Here is a 19,331-nt window from a genome sequence, read left to right on the forward strand (position 1 = left end):
TCGCGTCGCACTTCGAATGAGATTCGTATGGAGAACGATGCCGTGTCGACCCCGTCTTCCCGCCCGGCGCCGGCCCAAGCCGGGCGCGGCACATCGTCGCAGAATGGCTCGTGGCGGCGCGGCCGCTGGGTGCTGCTCGCGCTGTTCCTGATCTGCGCCGCGCCGGTCATCGCATCCTATTTCACGTACTACGTCGTCAAGCCCCGTGGCGGTTCCACCAACTACGGCACGTTGATCTCGCCGCAGCGGCCGATCCCGGCCGGCCTGACGGCGACCGACGAAACCGGCCGCGCGGTGCCGCTCGCGTCGCTGCGCGGCGTCTGGCTGCTGGTGATGGAAAACGGTGGTTTGTGCGATGATGCGTGCGCCCGGAAACTGTACTTCATGCGGCAGGTGCGCGCGACGCAAGGCGGCGAGCGGCAGCGGATCGTCCCGGTCTGGCTGCGCAGCGATGCCGTGCCCGTCGACGCGAAGCTCCTGTCGGCCTATCCGGACACGCGGCGCTTCGTCGTCGATCCCGCCGCGGTCGAGGCCTGGCTGCCCGCCGATGCCGGCACGCACGCCACGGATCACATCTATCTGGTCGACCCGAGCGGCAACCTGATGATGCGGTTCCCGAAGGATCCCGACCCCAGCAAGATCAAGAACGACGTGACGAAGCTGCTCAAGTGGTCGAGCATCGGTTGAGGCCGGGCCACGCTGCGCGGCGCAACGAGAATTCTGGATGTACCTACTGCAACTCGGCCTGATCGGCCTGACGATCGCGCTTCTGCCCCTGTCCTATGTGTGGGTGAAGGCCGACGACGACAAGTTCCGCAAGCTCGTCTGGATGACGACCTTCTTCACGCTCGATCTCGTGATGTTCGGCGGCTTCACGCGCCTGACCGATTCGGGCCTCGGCTGCCCCGACTGGCCCGGCTGCTACGGCACCTCGTCGCCGTTCATTGCGCACGCGGCGATCTCGGCCGCGCATCTGGCGATGCCGTCGGGGCCGGTCAGCATGTCGAAGGCCTGGATCGAGATGATCCACCGCTATTTCGCGATGGCGATCGGCGTGCTGATCATCGCGCAGGTGCTGATCGCCTGGGTGGCGCGCGCGCGGCGCCGGCCGCTGTCGGTGTCGCCGTGGTGGCCCACCGGCCTGCTGCTGCTGATCCTCGTGCAGGGCGCGTTCGGCGCCTGGACGGTAACGATGAAGCTGCAACCCGTGATCGTGACGATCCACCTGCTGCTCGGCCTGACCCTGCTCGGTTCGCTCGGCTGGCTCGCGGCGCGCATGACGCCGCTGCCGGCGTACGACCCGGAAGCGGGCCGCCATCGCGCCGCGGCGCTCGCGGCGCTGCTGCTGCTGGTCGTGCAGATCGCGCTGGGCGGCTGGGTCAGCACCAATTACGCGGTGCTCGCCTGCACCGATTTCCCGACCTGCAACGGCCAGTGGGTCCCGCCGATGGATTTCGCACACGGCTTCCACCTGTGGCGCGCGCTCGGCATGGCCGGCAACGGCGAGGCGATCACGCAGGACGCACTGGTGGCGATCCACTGGACCCACCGCACGTTCGCGTTCGTCGTAATCGCGTTCCTGGTGGTGTTCGCGTGGCGCATGCGCCGCTATGCGTCGCTGCGGCGGCCCGCCGACGGCGTGCTGCTGGTGGTTGCGATCCAGTTCGTGACGGGGCTGACCAATATCGTGCTGCAGTGGCCGCTGCCCGTCGCCGTCGCCCACAACGGCGGGGCCGCGATCCTGTTGCTGTTGCTGATCATGTTAAACTTTCGAATCCTTTCAAGTCGCTCCAGCCGCGTCGCGCTCCCCACGCGCGACATCGCGCGCGCCTGACGACGCCAAGCGCCCATGGAATCCTCGCTTTCCCAGTCCCCCGGCAGCCGCCTGTCTCAGTATTTCGCGCTGACGAAGCCGCGTGTCACCCAGCTTGCCGTGTTCTGCGCGGTCATCGGGATGTTCCTCGCCACGCCCGGCATGGTGCCGTTGCGCGTGCTGATCGGCGGCACCATCGGCATCTGGCTGCTGGCCGGCGGCGCGTTCGCCATCAATTGCCTCGTCGAGCAGAAGATCGACGCGAAGATGCGTCGCACCGCCTGGCGGCCGTCGGCGCGCGGCGAGATCACCTCGCCGCAGATCCTCGCGTTCTCCGCCGTGCTCGGCGGCGCCGGCGCCTGGACGCTCTACACGTTCACCAACGCACTGACGATGTGGCTGACGATCGCCACGTTCGTGGGCTACGCGGTCATCTACACGCTGCTGCTCAAGCCGGCCACGCCGCAGAACATCGTGATCGGCGGCGCCTCGGGCGCGATGCCGCCGGCGCTCGGCTGGGCCGCCGTCACGGGCAGCGTCCCCGGCGACGCGTGGATCCTCGTGCTGATCATCTTCGTCTGGACGCCACCGCATTTCTGGGTGCTCGCGCTCTATCGCGTCAAGGATTACGAACAATCGGGCCTGCCGATGCTGCCGGTCACGCACGGCTCGAAGTTCACGCGCCTGCATATCCTGCTCTACACGGTGATCCTGTTCGTCGTGACGATGATGCCGTTCATCTCGGGCATGAGCGGCGTGGTCTATCTGGCCAGTGCGGTGGTGCTCGGCGCGGTGTTCCTCGCCTATGCGTGGAAGGTCTACGTCGATTACTCCGATGAACTCGCGCGCCGCGCCTTCCGCTATTCGATCGTGTATCTGTCGCTGCTGTTCGCGGCGCTGCTGATCGACCACTACGCGCGTCCGGCTCTCGGTTTCTGAGCGCCACGTGACGTCGCCTTCCCGCTTCGCGCGGCGGCGCCGCCTGCTTGCCGCCGCCGCAACCTGCCTGCTGGCGGGCAGCGCGGCTGCCGGCCTCGCGGGCTGCCAGCCGCAACCCGCCTTCCAGAATCTCGACATCACCGGCAATACGCAGTTCGGCAAGGATTTCGCGTTGCCGGATACGGCCGGCAAGATGCGCACGCTGGCCGATTTCAAGGGCCGTGCGGTCGTGCTGGTGTTCGGCTACACGCATTGCCCCGATATTTGCCCGACCACGATGGCCGACCTGGCGCAGGCGATGCAGACGCTTGGGCCCGATGCCAGACGCGTGCAGGTGCTGCTCGTGAGCGTCGATCCCGAGCGCGATACGGCCGCGCTGCTCGCGCAATACGTGGCCGCGTTCGACCCGTCGTTCGTCGCGCTGCGGCCGGCCGACGATACGCAACTGAAGCAGGTCGCGAAGGCGTTCCGCATCTACTACGCGAAGTCACCGGGCAAGACGCCCGGCAGCTACACGATGGACCACACCGCGGCCAGCTACGTGTTCGATCCCGACGGCAAGCTGCGCCTGTTCGTGCGCGACGGGCAGGGCGCGGGGCCGTGGGTGCACGACCTGAAGCTGCTGCTCGGCTGAGTGCGCGGCGGCGGCCGGCGCGCGCTCAGGGCAGCGCCGGCAGGTTCAGCCCCGCCGCCACGCGGGTGGTCCTGAATTCGGTGACGGTGTAGGTCACGAGCCCCTCCAGTACGAACGGATCTTCGGCGAGGATCGCGTCGAGCCGTTCGCGTTCGATGCGCGCCGCGAGAATCACGCCGCCGTCGCGCGGCACCTTCGGCCCCGAGGCGATGAACACGCCACTGTCGAAATGAATCTGCAGATGGGCGCGATGCCGGTCGAGCGCCGCGTCGATGCGATCGCGCGAGGCCGTGTAGTGGAAATCGATGACGTACATTCGGGGTCCTGTCCGGGGAGGGCGGCGGCCTGTGCGCCGCGCCGATCTGCTTTGTAGCACAGCCGCTTCGAGGCCCGTGCGTCGCGCGTCGATTCGCTGCGACGATTCGCAGCATGGATTCGCGCCGCCAGGCATACCCATATGAGCGGGATGTATTTCACTTGGCGCGAATCCTGTGACACCATTCGCATCCTTGACGGGCGGGCGGCCACGAGCCGCGCTGCTCATATCCGGTAAAGCAACAGCAATACAGCAAGCGAGAACAACAAATGATGAAGCGTCGCAATCTCCTGAAAGTGGTATCCGCCGTCGCCGCCAGCGCGGCCCTGGGTGTGTCGTTCGGCGCGCAGGCGCAGGACAAGGTGATCAAGGTCGGCACGGTCGCAGGCCCCGATGCGCAGGTCTGGCAAGTCGTGCAGAAGGTCGCGAAGGAGAAGCAAGGCCTGAACGTGAAGGTCATCGAATTCAACGATTACGTGCAGCCGAACGCGGCGCTCGATTCGGGTGATCTCGACGCCAACAGCTTCCAGCACCAGCCCTACCTCGACAGCCAGGTGAAGCAGCGCGGCTACAAGCTTGTCAGCGCGGGCCTGACCTACATCTCGCCGATCGGCGTCTACTCGAAGAAGTTCAAATCGCTGAAGGACCTGCCGGAAGGCGCGAAGGTCGCGGTGCCGAACGATCCGTCGAACGAGAACCGCGCGCTGCTGCTGCTGCAATCGCAAGGCGTGATCAAGCTGAAGGCCGGTGCGGCCACTGGCGGCAACAACGCGACGGTGCTCGACGTGACGAGCAACCCGAAGAAGCTGAAGCTGACCGAACTCGATGCGGCGCAACTGCCGCGCGTGCTCGGCGATGTGGATGCGGCCGTGATCAACACGAACTACGCGATCGCCGCGAACCTGCAACCGACCAAGGATGCGATCGCGCTCGAATCGCTGACCAGCCCGTACGCGAACCTGATCGCCGTGCGCGCGCAGGACAAGAACCAGCCGTGGGTGAAGAAGCTCGTGGCGGCTTACCAGTCGCCGGAAGTGCGCGCCTATATCCTCAAGGAATTCAAGGGTTCGATGGTGCCGTCGTTCTGAGCGACCGCCGCGTTTCCCTGGTTTGACCGAAAGGCCCTGCGGGGCCTTTCGTCGTTTACGGCAGCGGTTTGCAATCCCGATTCCGATCCCGCTTCCGGCCCCTGAAATTGTTTCTCGAAAATCATGCGTCGCCGGACGGCTTCTCATATACTGTATAAATATACAGTTATTGTCGGCTTCACACCGCCTGCCCGTCTGCCCAATGTCGTCCGCCTCCGTTCCCCTCGAATCGCTGCATCCTTCGCTCTGGCGCGGCTCCCAGCTCGCCCGGGGCGGCGCGCGCACGGTCGGCACCGGCTATCCGGCGCTGTCGGCCGAGCTGCCGGGAGGCGGCTGGCCGGTCGGCGCGCTCGTCGAGCTGCTGGTGCCGCATGCGGGCTGCGGCGAGATGCGTCTGCTCGCGCCGGGGCTGGCCGGCACGGTGGCCGAGCGGCGGCCGCTGGCCCTGGTCGCGCCGCCGCATCCGCCGCACGCGGCGGCGCTCGCCGCGCTCGGCGTGCCGCTCGATGCCCTGCTGTGGTTGCGCACAGGCAATCGGCGCGACGCCCTGTGGACAGCCGAACAAACGCTGAAGGCCGGATGCTGTGGCGCGCTGCTGTTCTGGCAAATGGAGGCCGCGCCGGCCGACGTGCTGCGCCGCCTGCATCTGGCGGCCGCGCGCGCGGGCGACACGCTGTTCGTCATGCTGCGCCCGCTCGCGGCCGCGCAGCAGCCGTCGCCGGCCGTGCTGCGGCTGGCGGTGCAGCCTTCGCCGGCGGGCGTGACGGTCGAAATCGTCAAGCGGCGCGGGCCGGCCAGCGCCGCACCGCTCGAACTGGCGCTGCCGTCGCCGATCGTGGAGGGACGTTATGCGCGTCTTGCTCGGCATCCATCTGCCGCGCCTGTCGCTCGACGTGTGCGCGCCGCCGTCCGAGGATGAGGCAGGCCGCGCCGTGCTCGAACAGGGCGTGGTGCTGCTGGCCGATGCGGCGGCGCGTGCGCGCGGCGTGCGTGCCGGCATGAAGCGCGGCGGCGTGCTGACGCTCGCGCCCGACACGCGCATGGTGGAGCGCGATCCGGCCCGCGAGGCCGACGCGTTGCGCGCGGTCGCGCTCGCGCTGCTGCGCTTCTCGCCGTCGGTCGCGCTCGACGAGGAAGCGACGCTGATCGTCGATGTCGGCCCGAGCCTGCGCCTGTTCGGCGGCCTGCCGTCGTTGTGCCGCCAGGTGCGCGCCTCGCTCGAGGCGCTCGGTTATGCGGCGCGTGTGAGCGCCGCGCCCACCGGCCGTGGTGCATGGCTGATGGCGCGCGCCTGGCGGCGCGGCGGCACGCGCCGGCGGGTGGCGCGCCATGCGTCGCTGCAACGCGTGCTCGATGCGCTGCCGTGCGTGCTGATGCCGGCCGCGCGCCCGTATGCCGGCTGGTTCGACGGGCTCGGCTGCACGGTGCTGGCCGACCTGCGCCGATTGCCGCGCGCGGGCCTGCAACGCCGCTGCGGCCCCGAACTGCTGGCCGCGCTCGACCGCGCCTATGGCGAGCTGCCCGAGCCGTTCGCGTGGCTGCCGATTCCCCCCGAATTCGATGTGCGGCTCGAACTGCCCGAGCGCGTCGAGCATGCCGAGGCGGTGCTGTTCGTCGCGCGCCGGCTCGTCGCGCAGCTTGGCGGCTGGCTGTCCGCGCGGCAGTTGTCGCTGTCGGCGCTGCGCCTCGATCTCGACCACGAGCGCGGCCGCGCCGCCGTACCGCCCACCGCGATCGCGCTGGCGTTCGCCGAACCGACGCGCGACGAAACCCACTGCCTGCGCGTGCTCGGCGAGCGGCTGGCACGCATCGCGCTGCCGGCCGCGGTGATCGCGGTGCGGCTCGTGGCGACGCGCGTCGAGGCGGTTGCGCCGCCGCCCGTCGATCTGTTTCCCGAGCCGGGCCGCACGCACGAGGAACGCGCGCGGCTGGTCGAACTGCTGGGCGCCCGGCTCGGCGCGGACAACGTGTTGCGCGCCGCGCCGTCGGCCGATTACCGGCCCGAAGCGGCGAACCGCTGGCTGCCGCTGCACATGCCGGCCAGGCGCGGAGGCGTGCCCGCCATGCCCGCCATGCCCGACGCGCCGGCCGCCGCACCGCGCCCGGCCTGGCTGCTGGCCGAACCGGTGGCGCTGGCGATGCGCGAGAACCGGCCCTGCTATCGGGGGCCGCTGCGCCTGATGTCGACGCACGAGCGCATCGAGGGCGGCTGGTTCGACGGCAGCAACGTCGAGCGCGACTATCACGTCGCGCAGGACGAGGACGGCGCCTGCTACTGGATCTACAAGGCCGAAGAGGGCGGCGAGCTGCGCTGGTTCCTGCACGGCCTGTTCGGGTGACGCGATGGCGACCTCGGCCGCGCTGCCCCTGCCCGATTACGCGGAGCTGTTCTGCCGCTCGAATTTCTCGTTCCTGACCGGCGCGTCGTCGGCCGACGAGCTGGTCGAGCGCGCGCTGAAGCTCGGCTATCGCGGCATCGCCATCACCGATGAATGCTCGCTGGCCGGCGCGCCGCGCATGCACGTCGCCGCCAAGGCGCTCGGCCTGCCGCTCGTGATCGGTGCGTATTTCGAGGTGACGGCCGACGCGGTCGCGCCGGGCGGCGACCCCGGCCCGGGCGCGTTCGGGCTGGTGCTGCTCGCGCGCAACCGCGAGGGCTACGGCAACCTGGCCGAGCTGATTTCGTGGCGGCGCATGGAATCGCCGAAGAAGGGCAGCTACACGCTGACGCCGCGCATGCTGGCCGCGCCGCCGCCGCCGTTTGCGCACCTGCGCGGCGTGCCCGATTGCTTCGCGATCCTGGTGCCCGCGTATCCGGTGCGCGCCGATGTGCTCGACGCGCAGCTTGCGTGGTGCGCGCGTGTGTTCGGCGCGCAGGCGCGGCTCGGGCTGGTGCAGCTTGGGCGCGCGCTCGACGGCGTGCACCGCGAGACGATCGAGGCCGCTGCCGCGCAGCGCGCGATGCCGCTCGTCGCGCTCGGCGACGTGATCATGCACGCGCGTTCGTGCAAGCCCCTGCAGGACACCATGACGGCGATCCGCATCGGCCGGCCGGTCGGCGAATGCGGCTACGCGCTCGCGTCGAATGCCGAGCAGCACCTGCGCGCGCGCAACCGGATCGCGCGACTGTTTTCGCCTGAGGCGGTGGCGGAAACCTGCCGGATCGTCGAGGCCTGCCGCTTCGACATGAAGGAGTTGAAGTATGAATATCCGCTCGAGATCGTGCCCGACAACATGACGCCGGCAGCGTATCTGGAGCAGGAAGTCTGGAACGGCGCGCGCACGCGCTATTCGAAAGAGGATTACCCCGACGGCGTACCCGATACGGTCAGGCAACGGATTCGCTACGAACTCGATCTGATCATCGAGAAGGAATACGAACCGTTCTTTCTCACCGTGTACGACGTCGTCAAGTTCGCGCGAAGCCGGGCGATCTTGTGCCAGGGGCGCGGCTCGGCCGCGAACTCGGTGGTGTGCTATTGCCTGCGCGTGACCGAAGTGGACCCGGCGCGCAGCACCACGCTGTTCGAGCGCTTCATCAGCCGCGAGCGCGACGAGCCGCCCGATATCGACGTCGACTTCGAGCACGAGCGCCGCGAGGAGGTCATTCAGTACATCTACGAAAAATACGGCGAGGATCGCGCCGCGCTCGCGGCCGCCGTCTCCACCTACCGGCCGCGCGGCGCGCTGCGCGAAACGGGCAAGGCGCTCGGCGTCGATCCGATGCTGGTCGAGCGCGTGGCGAAGGAGCACCGCTGGTTCGACGGCCGCGACGACCTGCTCGCGCGCTTCGCGTCGGTCGGGCTCGATCCCGAGGTGCCGATCATCCGGGCGTGGGCGGAGCTGGCCTCGCGGCTGCTCGGTTTTCCGCGCCATCTGTCGCAGCATTCGGGCGGCTTCGTGATCAGCCGCGGCAAGCTCACGCGGCTCGTGCCGATCGAGAACGCGGCGATGGAAGGGCGGCGCGTGATCCAGTGGGACAAGGACGATCTCGAAGCGCTCGGGCTGATGAAGGTCGACGTGCTCGCGCTCGGCATGCTGACCGCGCTGCGGCGCGCGTTCGATTTCATCCAGGCGTGGCGCGGCGAGCGAATCGGGATCGACGATATTCCCGAGCCCGACAAGCCGACCTACGACATGATCTCGAACGCCGATACGGTGGGCGTGTTCCAGATCGAATCGCGCGCGCAGATGTCGATGCTGCCCCGGCTGCGGCCGAAGGAATACTACGATCTCGTGATCGAGGTGGCGATCGTGCGGCCGGGGCCGATTCAGGGCGGGGCCGTGCACCCTTACCTGCGGCGGCGGCAAGGCCTCGAGGAAGTCAGTTATCCGAAGGATGATCTGAAGCCCGCGCTGGAACGCACGATGGGCGTGCCGATCTTCCAGGAACAGGTGATGCAGATCGCGATCATCGCGGCCGGCTTCACGCCGGGCGAGGCCGACCAGCTCAGGCGCGCGATGGCGGCCTGGAAGCGCAAGGGCGGGCTCGAACACTATTACGCACGCATCGTGGACGGCATGAACGCGCGCGGCTATCCGCGCGATTTCGCCGAGCGGATCTTCGAGCAGATCAAGGGCTTCGGCGAATACGGTTTCCCGGAGAGTCACGCGGCGAGCTTCGCGATCCTCGTCTATGCGAGCAGTTGGCTCAAATGCCACGAGCCGGCGATCTTTCTGGCCGCGTTGCTGAACAGCCAGCCGATGGGCTTCTATCCGCCCGCGCAACTGGTGCAGGACGCCAAGCGCCACGGCGTCACGGTGCGGCCCATCGACGTGACGGCCAGCAACCGGGACGCCTCGCTCGAAGCCCTGCCCGGCGAGCCGCCGCCGCTGGGCCGCCCGGCGGTGCGGCTCGGCTTGTCGCTGGTGGCGGGCTTGGGCAAGGAGGCGGCGCTACGCATCGAGGCGGCGCGTGCCGTGCGCGCGTTCGACAGCGTCGATGACCTCGCGCGTCGCGCGCGGCTGGAGCGTCGCGATCTCGAAGCGCTGGCCGCCGCGAACGCGTTCGCGACGCTGGCCGGCAACCGGCGCGATGCGCTCTGGCAGGCGGTGGCGGCCGCGCCGTCGCGCGACCTGCTGGCGGCCGCGCCGATCGACGAGCCGGTGCGGCCGGAGTTGGGCGCGCCGTCGGAAGCCGACGACATCCTGGCCGACTACCGCACCACCGGCCTGACGCTGAACCGTCATCCGGTGGCGTTGCTGCGCGATGCATTGCGCGCGCGGCGGCTGGCGTCGGCCGAGGAGTTGAGCGTGCACCGCAACAAGCGGCTCGCGCGCGCCTGCGGCATCGTCACCGCGCGGCAGATGCCGGGCACGGCGAAGGGCACGCTGTTCGTCACGCTGGAGGACGAAACCGGCAGCGTCAACGTGATCGTGCGGCGCGAACTGATCGAGCGGCAGCGCCGCGAGGTGCTCGATGCGAAGCTGCTGGCCGTGTACGGCGTGTGGCAAGCGGAGAACGAGGTGCGGCACCTGATCGCGCAGTATCTGGAGGACCTGACGCCGCTGCTCGGCGGGCTGCGGACGTCGAGCCGCGAGTTCCACTGAGCCACGCCGTTTTAGTTTGCAATCCGGATCATTCGACGGTGGCCAGATCGCGCCCGCGCGTCTCGGGCAGCACCCAGGCGGCCAGCACCACGATCAGGTAGGCGCAGCCGGCACACACGCCCATCGCCGCTCCGAGCCCGGTGCGCAGGCTGACCACGCCCACCAGCGTCGGCATCACCGCGCCGATCGCGCGCCCGGCGTTGCCGCACAGCCCCTGCGCCGCGCCGCGAATGCGCGTCGGGAACAGCTCGGCAAGGAACGCGCCGGTGCCGGCGGCGGTGCCCGATTGCAGCGTGCCGAGCACGAAGCCGAGCACCAGCGTGGCCGCGAGATTGATCGGCGCCATCGTGTAGACGCCGACCGCCACCGCCTGCAGGCACGCGATGATCATGAAGGTCTTGCGGCGGCCGAACGCGTCGGCCATCCAGCCGTTCAGGAATGCCCCCGCGAACGAGCCGAGGATGTTGATCGCCAGATAGCCGCCGATGTTGTTGATCGACAGGTTCAGCACGATCTTCAGATAGGCCGGCAGCCAGGTGATCATCACGTAGTTGCCGCCGTAGATGCCGAACGTCAGCAGGATCGCCTTGATCGTGGTGGCGCGGCTCGGCCCGCGGAAGATATCCCAGATGCCGACCTTCGCGGCCGGCGCGGTGCCTGCCGCGCCGCCCTGTTCGCGCACGAACACCGGCGCGTCCTCGATATTGCGGCGAATCCACAGCACCAGCACCGCGGGCACCACGCCGAGCGCGAACAGCAGGCGCCACGCCAGGTTCGGCGCCAGCGTGTTGAACAGCAGCGTGGTCAGCAGCACCGCGATGCCGTAGCCGATCGCCCAGCCGGCCTGCAGCGCGCCGACCACGCGCCCGCGCAGCTTCGGGTTGATCGTCTCGCTGATCAGCACCGCGCCCACCGCCCATTCGCCGCCGAAGCCGATGCCCTGCAGGCTGCGCGTGATCAGCAGTTGCCAGAACGAATCGGTGAAGGCCGACAGGAACGTGAACAGCGAAAACCAGGCGATGGTGATCTGCAGGATGCGCACGCGCCCGTAGCGGTCGGACAGCACACCGGCGATCCAGCCGCCGAGCGACGCCATGATCAGCACCGTGGTGCCGAGAATGCCGGCCTGCCCGCGCGTCATGCCCCACAGGGCGATCAGCGTCGGGATCGTCAGCGCGTACATCTGGGTATCCATCGCGTCGAGCCCCCAGCCGCTGAAACAGGCCCAGAAGGTGCGCTTCTCCGATTTGCTTAGTTCTCTTAACCATGAAGGCATCGTGTCGGTTTCCTCGTCATCCGTATGGGGGCGGGCATTGCGGGCCGCGCGGCGGCCGTCGTCAGGCCGGCGTGTCGGGGGTGTCCTGCGTGCCGGCGTGGCGTTGCGCGGCGGCCAGCAATGGGCCGTCGTCGCCGCCGAGCCGGTTCGTGGCCTGCGCCGCATAGCCGAGCAGCAGCGGCAGGTAGCGCGTCATGGCCGCGTCGTTCAGGCGGCTGATCGGGCCGACCAGCCCGAGCGCGCCGGTCAGGCCGTGCGCCGCGCCGAACACCGGCACCGAGATGCCGGCCGTTTCGGGGTCGCGCTCGCCGGCCGACTTGTAGTGGAAGGACTGGCGCACCGTGTCGTACGGTTCGCCGGCCGCGCCCCCGAACGCCAGCAGCACGCGCCCGCTTGCGCCGCGTTCGAGCGGCAGGATGTCGCCGGGCTGGACCTCGGCGCGCAGCACGTGCCGCGAACTGATGCGATACAGGCAGACGCGCTGCTCGCCGTCGCGCACGTGGAACGACACCGATTCGCCGGTTTCCTCGTTGAGCCGCCGCATCAGCGGCATCAGCACGTCGGCCAGGTCGAGCGTGGATTCGTAGATCGCCGCGAGACCCAGCGTGGCGGGGCCGACCCGGTAGCGGCCATCGTCGAGGCGCATCAGCAGCCGGTGGTGGCAAAGCGCGCCGAGCAGCCGCAGCGCGGTGCTCTTGTAGAGCCCGGTGCGGGCGGCGATCTCGGTCAATGTAAGGGGCGCTTCGTCGCGCCGGAACGCGAACAGGATCGAAGCGGCGCGATCCAGCACATCGATGCCGCTCGGCGTGACGCCGAGCGGAGATTGGGTGGCTTCACGCGCCCTGACCATAATCGGGTTTCCGGAAATTCTATCTGATAGAACAATCACTTAGCAGATAGAACAGATTATCGAAACGCCCCGGGATGTGCAATGGTCAGCGGAAAGACGGCCCTGAGGCGTGATCGCGCCCCGGGGCCATGCGGTATGTCTGGCGTGGGTTCGATACCAGATCGAAAACTGGTTCTATATTGGTATTGGTAGGCCTTGAAAGGCGTTCGTCTGCCCGTCGGTATGCAAAGCGTCAAAGAACGGGTTGGGGTAAATCCCGATCCAAAAAATCTTAAGTAAACAACGCCATGAGTCGACTAAAACACGCTCGTGGCAAGGTTTTTCGGCGAATCCAGGGCACGGAGCCCACTAAATTGACTGGTATTAGTTTGGTTATATAATCGGCTCGCTTTAAACGGGAAAGCGGCCTGCCGCGCCGCACCGTCCCGTCAAGCACCGCCGCCGCGATCGAGGTCAGATGCCAAGTCCGTCTGATCCGCCGGCCGGCTTCCTCTCGCAACCGCCATACCGGAAATCAAGTGAACGCGATGCTGACCGGAAATATCCTGACACCCGAGGGCTGGCGCCAAGGCACGATCGAATTCGGCAACGGCCGGATCACGTCGCTGACGGGCCGGCCTGTCGATCCGACCACCAACGATGCGCCCTATATCGTGCCGGGCTTCATCGACCTGCACGTGCACGGCGGCGGCGGCGCCGACGTGATGGAAGGCGGCGACGCGATCGAGAAGATCGGCCGGACCCACGCGCGCTTCGGCACCACCAGCCTGCTGGCCACCACCATGACGGCCCCGCGCGACGAACTGATGAACGTCGTCGCGCAACTGGGCGAGCGCGCCCGCAACCGCACGCCGGGCGCCGCCCGCGTGCTCGGCGTGCACCTCGAAGGCCCGTACATCAACCCCGGCAAGCTCGGCGCGCAGCCCGACGCGGCGGTGTCGGCGGCGCTCGACGAAGTGCTGCGCTATCTGTCGATCGCGCCGATCCGCGTGGTCACGCTGGCGCCGGAAATTGCCGGCCACATCGAGATCATCTCGGAGATGGCCGCGCGCGGCGTGCGTGTGCAGCTCGGCCATTCGCTCGCCACCTACGAAGATGGCGTGGCCGCGCTCAAGCACGGCGCCTGCGGCTTCACGCACCTGTTCAACGCGATGTCGCCGCTGCATCACCGCAACCCGGGCCTGGTCGGCGCGGCGCTCGCCCATGCCGAATACGCGGAGATCATCCCCGACCTGCTGCACGTTCACCCGGGCGCGATCCGCGCGGCGCTGCGCGCGATCCCGCGCCTGTACGTCGTCACCGACAGCACCTCGGCCACCGGCATGCCCGACGGCGAATACCGCCTCGGCAGCCAGCACGTCACCAAATGCCTGGGCGGCGTGCGCCTGGCCGACGGCACGCTGGCCGGCAGCACGCTGACGATGGACCAGGCGTTCCGCAATCTCGTCTCGCTCGGGCTGCCGATGGCCGACGTGTCGAACCGCATGTCGCGCTACGCGGCGGACTACCTCGGTCTCGAAGATCGCGGCCGTCTCGCGCGCGGTGCATGGGCCGACGTCGCGGTGTTCGACCGCGACCTGAACCTGAGCGCAACCTACGTCGAAGGAGAATCGATTGTCGAATATGCTTGAAGAGGCGCGCCAGGCGTCCGAGGTGGTGGCCACCCAACTGGCTGATCAGTCCGCCGTCGAGGCGCTGGTCGGGCGCCTGCTCGATACGCCGCCGCAAGTCGCGCTGACCGTCGCGCGCGGCAGCTCCGATCACGCGGCCAGCTATTTCGCGAGCCTGACCATGAGCCGCCTCGGCGTGCCGGTCGCGTCGCTGCCGATGTCGGTGGCCACGCTCCAGCAGGCGCCGCTGCGCGTGCGCGACCAGCTCGCGATCGCGTTTTCCCAATCGGGCAAGAGCCCCGATCTCGTCAATACGATGGCCGCGCTGCGCGACGCCGGCGCCCGCACGGTGGCCGCCGTCAACGTGCTGCCGTCGCCGCTGGCCGATGCGTGCGAACACGCGCTGCCGGTGGCCGCCGGCCCCGAATTGTCGGTGGCCGCCACCAAGAGCTATATCGCGATGCTGTCGCTGTCGGCGCAGATCGTCGCGCTCTGGCAGCGCGACGCGGCGCTGATGACGGGCCTGCGCGCGTTGCCCGACACGTTGGCCAAGGCCGGCGCGCTCGACTGGAGCGCCGCGGTGGACGAGTTGCGCGATGCCGAGCGCATGATCGTGATCGGCCGTGGCCTGGGCCTCGCGATCGCGCAGGAAGCCGCGCTCAAGCTCAAGGAAACCTCGGGCATCCAGGCCGAGGCGTTCTCGAGCGCCGAGGTGCGTCATGGCCCGATGGAGCTGATCGACCGCGACTATCCGCTGCTGGTGTTCGCCCCGCCCGGCCCCGAGCAGGCCGGCCTGCTGACGCTGGCCGCCGACATGCGCGCACGCGGCGCCCGCGTGCTGCTCGCCGCGCCGCACGGCACGCCCGATGCGACGCTGCCGCTCGAACGCGCGGCCCACGTGGCGCTCGATCCGGTGGCCGCGATTCTGTCCTTCTACGTGATGGCCGCGCAGCTTGCCGTGGCGCGCGGGCGCGATCCCGACGCGCCGCGCCATCTGAACAAAGTTACCGAAACGCATTGAACCGCGAGACGAACGATGAGACGTGCCGAGGAATCCCAGTTGAAAAAGCCATCCCCTGACCAGTTCGTGTTGTTGTCGCCGCTGACCGGGCCGGTCGTGCCGCTTGCCGATGTGCCGGACCCGGTGTTCTCGGGCGGCATGTTCGGCGACGGGATCGGCATCGATCCGCTCGACGGCCGGCTCGTCGCGCCGTGCGAGGGCATCGTCACGCATCTCGCGCGCACGGGACACGCGGTCACCATCACCACCGTCGAGGGCGCGGAAGTGCTGCTGCACATCGGCATCGACACGGTCGAGCTGAGTGGGCGCGGCTTCACGCCGAAGGTCGAGGCGGGCGCGCGCGTGCGGGCCGGCGACCTGCTGGTCGAGTTCGATCAGGATGTCGTGGCGCAGGCCGCGCCGAGCCTCGTCTCGGTGATCGCCGTGGCGAACTCCGAGGCGTTCGAGATCGTCGAGCGCGCGGGCCGCGGCGTGGTCAAGGCCGGCGAGACGCCGCTCCTGACCTTGCGCGCGAAGTCGACCGAAGTGGCGGCGGCCGCGCGCGACGTGGCCGATGCGATGGAGGCACGCCGCCAGATCACGCTCGCGCATGCGGGCGGCCTGCATGCACGGCCGGCGGCGCGGGCGCGCGAAGCGGCGCGCGGGCTCGATGCGCGCGTGCATGTGCATTTCGGCGAGCGCCGGGCCGCGATCGAAAGCGTGGTCGGCCTGCTTGCGCTCGGCGCGGGCGAGGGCGCGGTGATCGAACTGGTGGGCATTGGCTCGCAGGCGGCGCAGGCTGTCGACGCGATCGCCGAGGAACTGCTGCGCGCCGCGCACGGCGAGGTCGAGGCGCGCCCGGCGCGTCAGGCCTTTCCGGCGCCGAAGATGGCCGCGCGCGCGCCCGGCACGCCGCTCGATCCGAATACGCTGGCCGGCGTGTGCGCCGGGCCCGGTATCGCCGTCGGCCAACTGGTGCGCTGGGACGAAGCCGACCTGACGCCGCCCGAGCGGGCGAGCGGCACGCCGGCCGCCGAAAGCCGCCTGCTCGACAGCGCGCTGGCGGCCATCGACGCCGAACTCGAGCACACCGTGCGCAGCGCCTCGCAGCGCGGCGCGGTGGGCGAGGCGGGCATCTTTGCGGTGCATCGCGTGCTGCTGGAGGACCCGGCGCTGATCGACGCCGCCCGCGACCAGATCAGCCTCGGCAAGAGCGCGGGCTTCGCCTGGCGCGAAACGATCCGCGCGCAGATCGCCGTGCTCGGCGGTCTCGACGATCCGTTGCTGGCCGAACGCGCCACCGACCTGCGCGACATCGAGAAGCGCGTGCTGCGCGCGCTCGGCCTGACCGCCGGCACGGCCGCGCGCGAATTGCCCGACGAGGCCGTGCTGGCCGCCGAGGAATTCACGCCATCCGATCTGTCCTCGCTCGATCGCCAGCGCGTGACCGCGCTCGTGATGGCGCGCGGCGGCGCGACCTCGCACGCGGCGATCATCGCGCGCCAGCTCGGCATTCCCGCGCTGGTCGCCGTGGGCGACGCGCTGTTCGCGATTCCCGATCGCACCCAGGTGGTGGTCGACGCCACCGCCGGCCGCCTCGAATATGCGCCCACCGCGCTCGACGTCGAGCGCGCCCGCCTCGAACGCCAGCGCCTGGCCGGCGTGCGCGAGGTGAACCGCCGCCAGTCGGGCGAGGCCGCGAGCACGACCGATGCGCGTCATATCGAGGTGGCCGCCAACATCGCCACGCTCGACGACGCGAAAACGGCCGTCGAGAACGGTGCCGACGCGATCGGCCTGCTGCGCACCGAGCTGATGTTCATCCACCGCCAGACGGCTCCGACCACCGACGAGCATCGCGACAGCTACCAGTCGATCGTCGACGCGTTGCAGGGCCGCCCGGCGATCATCCGCACGCTCGACGTCGGCGCGGACAAGGAAGTCGATTACCTGACGCTGCCGCCCGAGCCGAACCCGGCGCTGGGCCTGCGCGGCATCCGGCTGGCCCAGGTGCGCCCCGATCTGCTCGATGACCAGTTGCGCGGCCTGCTCGCCGTGCAACCGCTCGGCGCGGTGCGGATCCTGCTGCCGATGGTGACCGACGCCGCCGAACTGGTGCGGATTCGCGAGCGCATCGACGGCTTCGCGCGCGCCATGGGCCGCACCGATCCGATCGAGGTGGGCGTGATGATCGAGGTGCCGTCGGCCGCGCTGCTGGCCGACCAGCTCGCGCAGCACGCGGATTTCCTGTCGATCGGCACCAATGACCTGACCCAGTACACGCTGGCGATGGACCGTTGCCAGGCCGATCTGGCCGCGCTCGCCGACGGCCTGCATCCGGCCGTGCTGCGGCTCGTCGATGCGACGGTGCGCGGCGCCGCGAAGCACGGCAAGTGGGTGGGCGTGTGCGGCGCGCTCGGCGGCGACCCGGCCGCGGTGCCGATCCTCGTCGGCCTCGGCGTGACCGAGCTGTCGGTCGATCCGGTCTCGGTGCCGGGCATCAAGGCGCGCGTGCGCGGCCTCGACTACGCGCTGTGCCGCCAGCGCGCCCAGGATCTGTTGTCGCTCGACTCCGCGCAGGCGGTACGGGCGGCCAGTCGCGAAATCTGGCCTCAGGATTGACGCTTGTCGAAGCCCGATTCGCGCCGTAGTTCCCTTCGCAATACATACATCAACAACGAAAGACGAGATGATTTGGAGGTCTGAATGGACGGGAACCCGTTTCTGAAAATACAGAGCCTGGGCCGGGCGCTGATGTTGCCGATCGCGGTGCTGCCCGTAGCGGGCATCCTGCTGCGGCTCGGGCAGTCGGACGTGCTCAACATCAAGATGATCGCCGACGCCGGCGGCACGGTGTTCGACAACCTGCCGCTGTTGTTCGCGATCGGTGTGGCGGTGGGCTTTGCGCGGGACAACAACGGCGTGGCGGCGCTCGCGGGCGCGATCGGTTACCTGATCGAAACCGCGATCATGAAGGACATCGACCCGAAGCTGAACATGGGCGTGCTGTCGGGCATCATCGCCGGCGTGGTGGCGGGGCTGCTCTACAACCGCTACAAGGACATCAAGCTGCCCGATTACCTCGCGTTCTTCGGGGGCAAGCGCTTCGTGCCGATTGTCACGGGGCTGGCCTGCGTGGTGCTCGGGATCGTGTTCGGCTATATCTGGGGGCCGATCCAGAACGTGATCGACGCCGCCGGCCACTGGCTGACCACGGCCGGCGCGATCGGCGCGTTCGTCTACGGCTTCCTGAACCGGCTGCTGCTGGTCACGGGCCTGCACCACATCATCAATTCGCTGGCCTGGTTCGTGTTCGGCAGCTTCACGCCGCCGGGCGGCGGCGCGGCGGTGACGGGCGACCTGCACCGCTTCTTCGCCGGCGATCCGACCGCGGGCGGCTTCATGGCGGGCTTCTTCCCGATCATGATGTTCGGCCTGCCGGCTGCCTGCCTGGCGATGTTCCATGAAGCCCCGAAGGAGCGCCGCGCGATGGTGGGCGGCCTGCTGTTCTCGATGGCGCTGACCTCGTTCCTGACGGGCGTGACCGAGCCGATCGAATTCAGCTTCATGTTCCTCGCGCCGGTGCTGTACGTGATCCACGCGCTGCTGACGGGCCTGTCGCTCGCGATCTGCCAGTTGCTCGGCGTGAAGCTCGGCTTCACGTTCTCGGCCGGTGCGATCGACTACGTGCTGAACTACGGGCTGTCGACGAAGGGCTGGATTGCGATTCCGCTCGGCGTGGCCTACGCGGTGGCGTACTACGGGCTGTTCCGCTTCTTCATCCGCAAGTTCAACATGGCGACGCCGGGCCGCGAGCCGGCCACGGCCGATGTGCCGGTGGTGGGCGTGCCGGCTGCGGCAGGCGGGGCAACGGGCGGTGTCGCACCGGCTGGCGCGGCGCTTGCGCCGAGCTCGGCGCCGCGTGCGGTGCGCTATATCGCGGCGCTTGGCGGGGCAGCCAATTTGTCGGTCGTCGATGCCTGCACGACGCGCCTGCGTCTGTCGGTGGTCGATCCCGAGCAGGTGTCGGAAGCCGGCCTGAAGTCGATCGGCGCGCGCGGCGTGCTCAAGCGTGGCGGCAGCAGCGTGCAGGTGATCATCGGGCCGGAAGCGGACCTGATCGCCGACGAGATCCGCACGGCGATCGCCAATGCAACGGGCGGCGGCGCGGCCGCGGCCGTTGCGCCGACGCCGGCCGTGGTGGCGGCGCCCGCAGCGGCGGCGCCGGCCAGCGATCCCGGCCCGCTCGACCCCG

At 69.2% G+C, this 19,331-nt stretch carries 15 protein-coding genes; 12 read left to right on the plus strand and 3 right to left on the minus strand.

What is annotated here, in order from left to right; all coding sequences use genetic code 11:
* Positions 1-27: 27 nt before the first annotated feature.
* The 4 genes from ACYP33_RS02665 to ACYP33_RS02680 are packed head-to-tail and all read left to right on the plus strand — an operon-like array spanning position 28 to position 3,386.
* Positions 28-687, plus strand: a complete 660-nt coding sequence (locus ACYP33_RS02665; RefSeq protein WP_459619551.1) for an SCO family protein — start codon at positions 28-30, stop codon at positions 685-687.
* Between the two features lie 37 nt (positions 688-724).
* Entirely contained in the window at positions 725-1,834 is a 1,110-nt protein-coding gene (locus ACYP33_RS02670) for a COX15/CtaA family protein (protein ID WP_459619553.1), read from the plus strand.
* Positions 1,835-1,849: 15 nt separating this feature from the next.
* Positions 1,850-2,752, plus strand: a complete 903-nt coding sequence (cyoE, locus tag ACYP33_RS02675; RefSeq protein ID WP_414443146.1) for a heme o synthase — start codon at positions 1,850-1,852, stop codon at positions 2,750-2,752.
* 7 nt (positions 2,753-2,759) lie between these two features.
* Positions 2,760-3,386, plus strand: a complete 627-nt coding sequence (locus ACYP33_RS02680; RefSeq protein ID WP_414450947.1) for an SCO family protein — start codon at positions 2,760-2,762, stop codon at positions 3,384-3,386.
* 25 nt (positions 3,387-3,411) lie between these two features.
* On the opposite strand, the gene ACYP33_RS02685 is transcribed toward ACYP33_RS02680, so the two are convergent.
* Positions 3,412-3,702, minus strand: a complete 291-nt coding sequence (locus tag ACYP33_RS02685; RefSeq protein WP_414450948.1) for a YciI family protein — start codon at positions 3,700-3,702, stop codon at positions 3,412-3,414.
* 272 nt (positions 3,703-3,974) lie between these two features.
* Here ACYP33_RS02685 and ACYP33_RS02690 point away from each other — a divergent pair, with 272 nt between their 5' ends.
* From ACYP33_RS02690 to ACYP33_RS02705, 4 genes are all read left to right on the plus strand, one after another.
* A complete protein-coding gene (locus ACYP33_RS02690; RefSeq protein ID WP_414451884.1) occupies positions 3,975-4,790 on the plus strand; it encodes a MetQ/NlpA family ABC transporter substrate-binding protein in 816 nt (271 codons plus the stop codon).
* Positions 4,791-4,992: 202 nt separating this feature from the next.
* Positions 4,993-5,709, plus strand: coding sequence for a translesion DNA synthesis-associated protein ImuA (gene imuA / locus ACYP33_RS02695; protein ID WP_459619565.1), 717 nt, complete (start codon positions 4,993-4,995; stop codon positions 5,707-5,709).
* Entirely contained in the window at positions 5,639-7,129 is a 1,491-nt protein-coding gene (locus ACYP33_RS02700) for a Y-family DNA polymerase (protein WP_459619555.1), read from the plus strand. Before imuA ends, ACYP33_RS02700 begins: the two co-directional genes overlap by 71 nt.
* A 4-nt stretch (positions 7,130-7,133) precedes the next feature.
* The gene (locus ACYP33_RS02705) at positions 7,134-10,340 is read left to right on the plus strand and encodes an error-prone DNA polymerase (protein ID WP_459619557.1); all 3,207 of its coding nucleotides are present in this window, start codon (positions 7,134-7,136) and stop codon (positions 10,338-10,340) included.
* Positions 10,341-10,368: 28 nt separating this feature from the next.
* On the opposite strand, the gene ACYP33_RS02710 is transcribed toward ACYP33_RS02705, so the two are convergent.
* On the minus strand, positions 10,369-11,616 hold the full coding sequence (locus ACYP33_RS02710; RefSeq protein WP_414443140.1) for an MFS transporter: 1,248 nt from the start codon (positions 11,614-11,616) through the stop codon (positions 10,369-10,371).
* 61 nt (positions 11,617-11,677) lie between these two features.
* Positions 11,678-12,466, minus strand: a complete 789-nt coding sequence (locus ACYP33_RS02715) for an IclR family transcriptional regulator (protein ID WP_459619559.1) — start codon at positions 12,464-12,466, stop codon at positions 11,678-11,680.
* Between the two features lie 527 nt (positions 12,467-12,993).
* Here ACYP33_RS02715 and nagA point away from each other — a divergent pair.
* The 4 genes from nagA to nagE form a co-directional block, all read left to right on the plus strand.
* The gene (gene nagA / locus ACYP33_RS02720; RefSeq protein WP_414445663.1) at positions 12,994-14,097 is read left to right on the plus strand and encodes an N-acetylglucosamine-6-phosphate deacetylase; all 1,104 of its coding nucleotides are present in this window, start codon (positions 12,994-12,996) and stop codon (positions 14,095-14,097) included.
* A complete protein-coding gene (locus ACYP33_RS02725) occupies positions 14,090-15,097 on the plus strand; it encodes an SIS domain-containing protein (RefSeq protein ID WP_414445662.1) in 1,008 nt (335 codons plus the stop codon). The genes nagA and ACYP33_RS02725 overlap by 8 nt, the downstream gene beginning before the upstream one ends.
* Before the next feature lie 15 nt (positions 15,098-15,112).
* Positions 15,113-17,698 carry a phosphoenolpyruvate--protein phosphotransferase gene (ptsP, locus tag ACYP33_RS02730; protein WP_459619561.1) on the plus strand — a complete coding sequence of 862 codons (2,586 nt, stop codon included), beginning with the start codon at positions 15,113-15,115 and terminating at the stop codon, positions 17,696-17,698.
* A gap of 84 nt (positions 17,699-17,782) precedes the next feature.
* Positions 17,783-19,331 (plus strand): N-acetylglucosamine-specific PTS transporter subunit IIBC (gene nagE / locus ACYP33_RS02735; RefSeq protein ID WP_459619563.1); only part of this gene is annotated, 1,549 nt, incomplete at its 3' end.

It is taken from the genome of Burkholderia sp. 3C, assembly GCF_054589155.1.

Coding starts and splice junctions, on each gene's coding strand:
- ACYP33_RS02665 (WP_459619551.1), top strand. CDS start 28: ATGGAGAACGATGCCGTGTCGACCCCGTCTTCCCGCCCGGCGCCGGCC.
- ACYP33_RS02670 (WP_459619553.1), top strand. CDS start 725: ATGTACCTACTGCAACTCGGCCTGATCGGCCTGACGATCGCGCTTCTG.
- cyoE (WP_414443146.1), top strand. CDS start 1,850: ATGGAATCCTCGCTTTCCCAGTCCCCCGGCAGCCGCCTGTCTCAGTAT.
- ACYP33_RS02685 (WP_414450948.1), bottom strand. CDS start 3,702: ATGTACGTCATCGATTTCCACTACACGGCCTCGCGCGATCGCATCGAC.
- ACYP33_RS02690 (WP_414451884.1), top strand. CDS start 3,975: ATGAAGCGTCGCAATCTCCTGAAAGTGGTATCCGCCGTCGCCGCCAGC.
- imuA (WP_459619565.1), top strand. CDS start 4,993: ATGTCGTCCGCCTCCGTTCCCCTCGAATCGCTGCATCCTTCGCTCTGG.
- ACYP33_RS02700 (WP_459619555.1), top strand. CDS start 5,639: ATGCGCGTCTTGCTCGGCATCCATCTGCCGCGCCTGTCGCTCGACGTG.
- ACYP33_RS02705 (WP_459619557.1), top strand. CDS start 7,134: ATGGCGACCTCGGCCGCGCTGCCCCTGCCCGATTACGCGGAGCTGTTC.
- ACYP33_RS02710 (WP_414443140.1), bottom strand. CDS start 11,616: ATGCCTTCATGGTTAAGAGAACTAAGCAAATCGGAGAAGCGCACCTTC.
- ACYP33_RS02715 (WP_459619559.1), bottom strand. CDS start 12,466: ATGGTCAGGGCGCGTGAAGCCACCCAATCTCCGCTCGGCGTCACGCCG.
- nagA (WP_414445663.1), top strand. CDS start 12,994: ATGCTGACCGGAAATATCCTGACACCCGAGGGCTGGCGCCAAGGCACG.
- ACYP33_RS02725 (WP_414445662.1), top strand. CDS start 14,090: ATGCTTGAAGAGGCGCGCCAGGCGTCCGAGGTGGTGGCCACCCAACTG.
- ptsP (WP_459619561.1), top strand. CDS start 15,113: ATGAGACGTGCCGAGGAATCCCAGTTGAAAAAGCCATCCCCTGACCAG.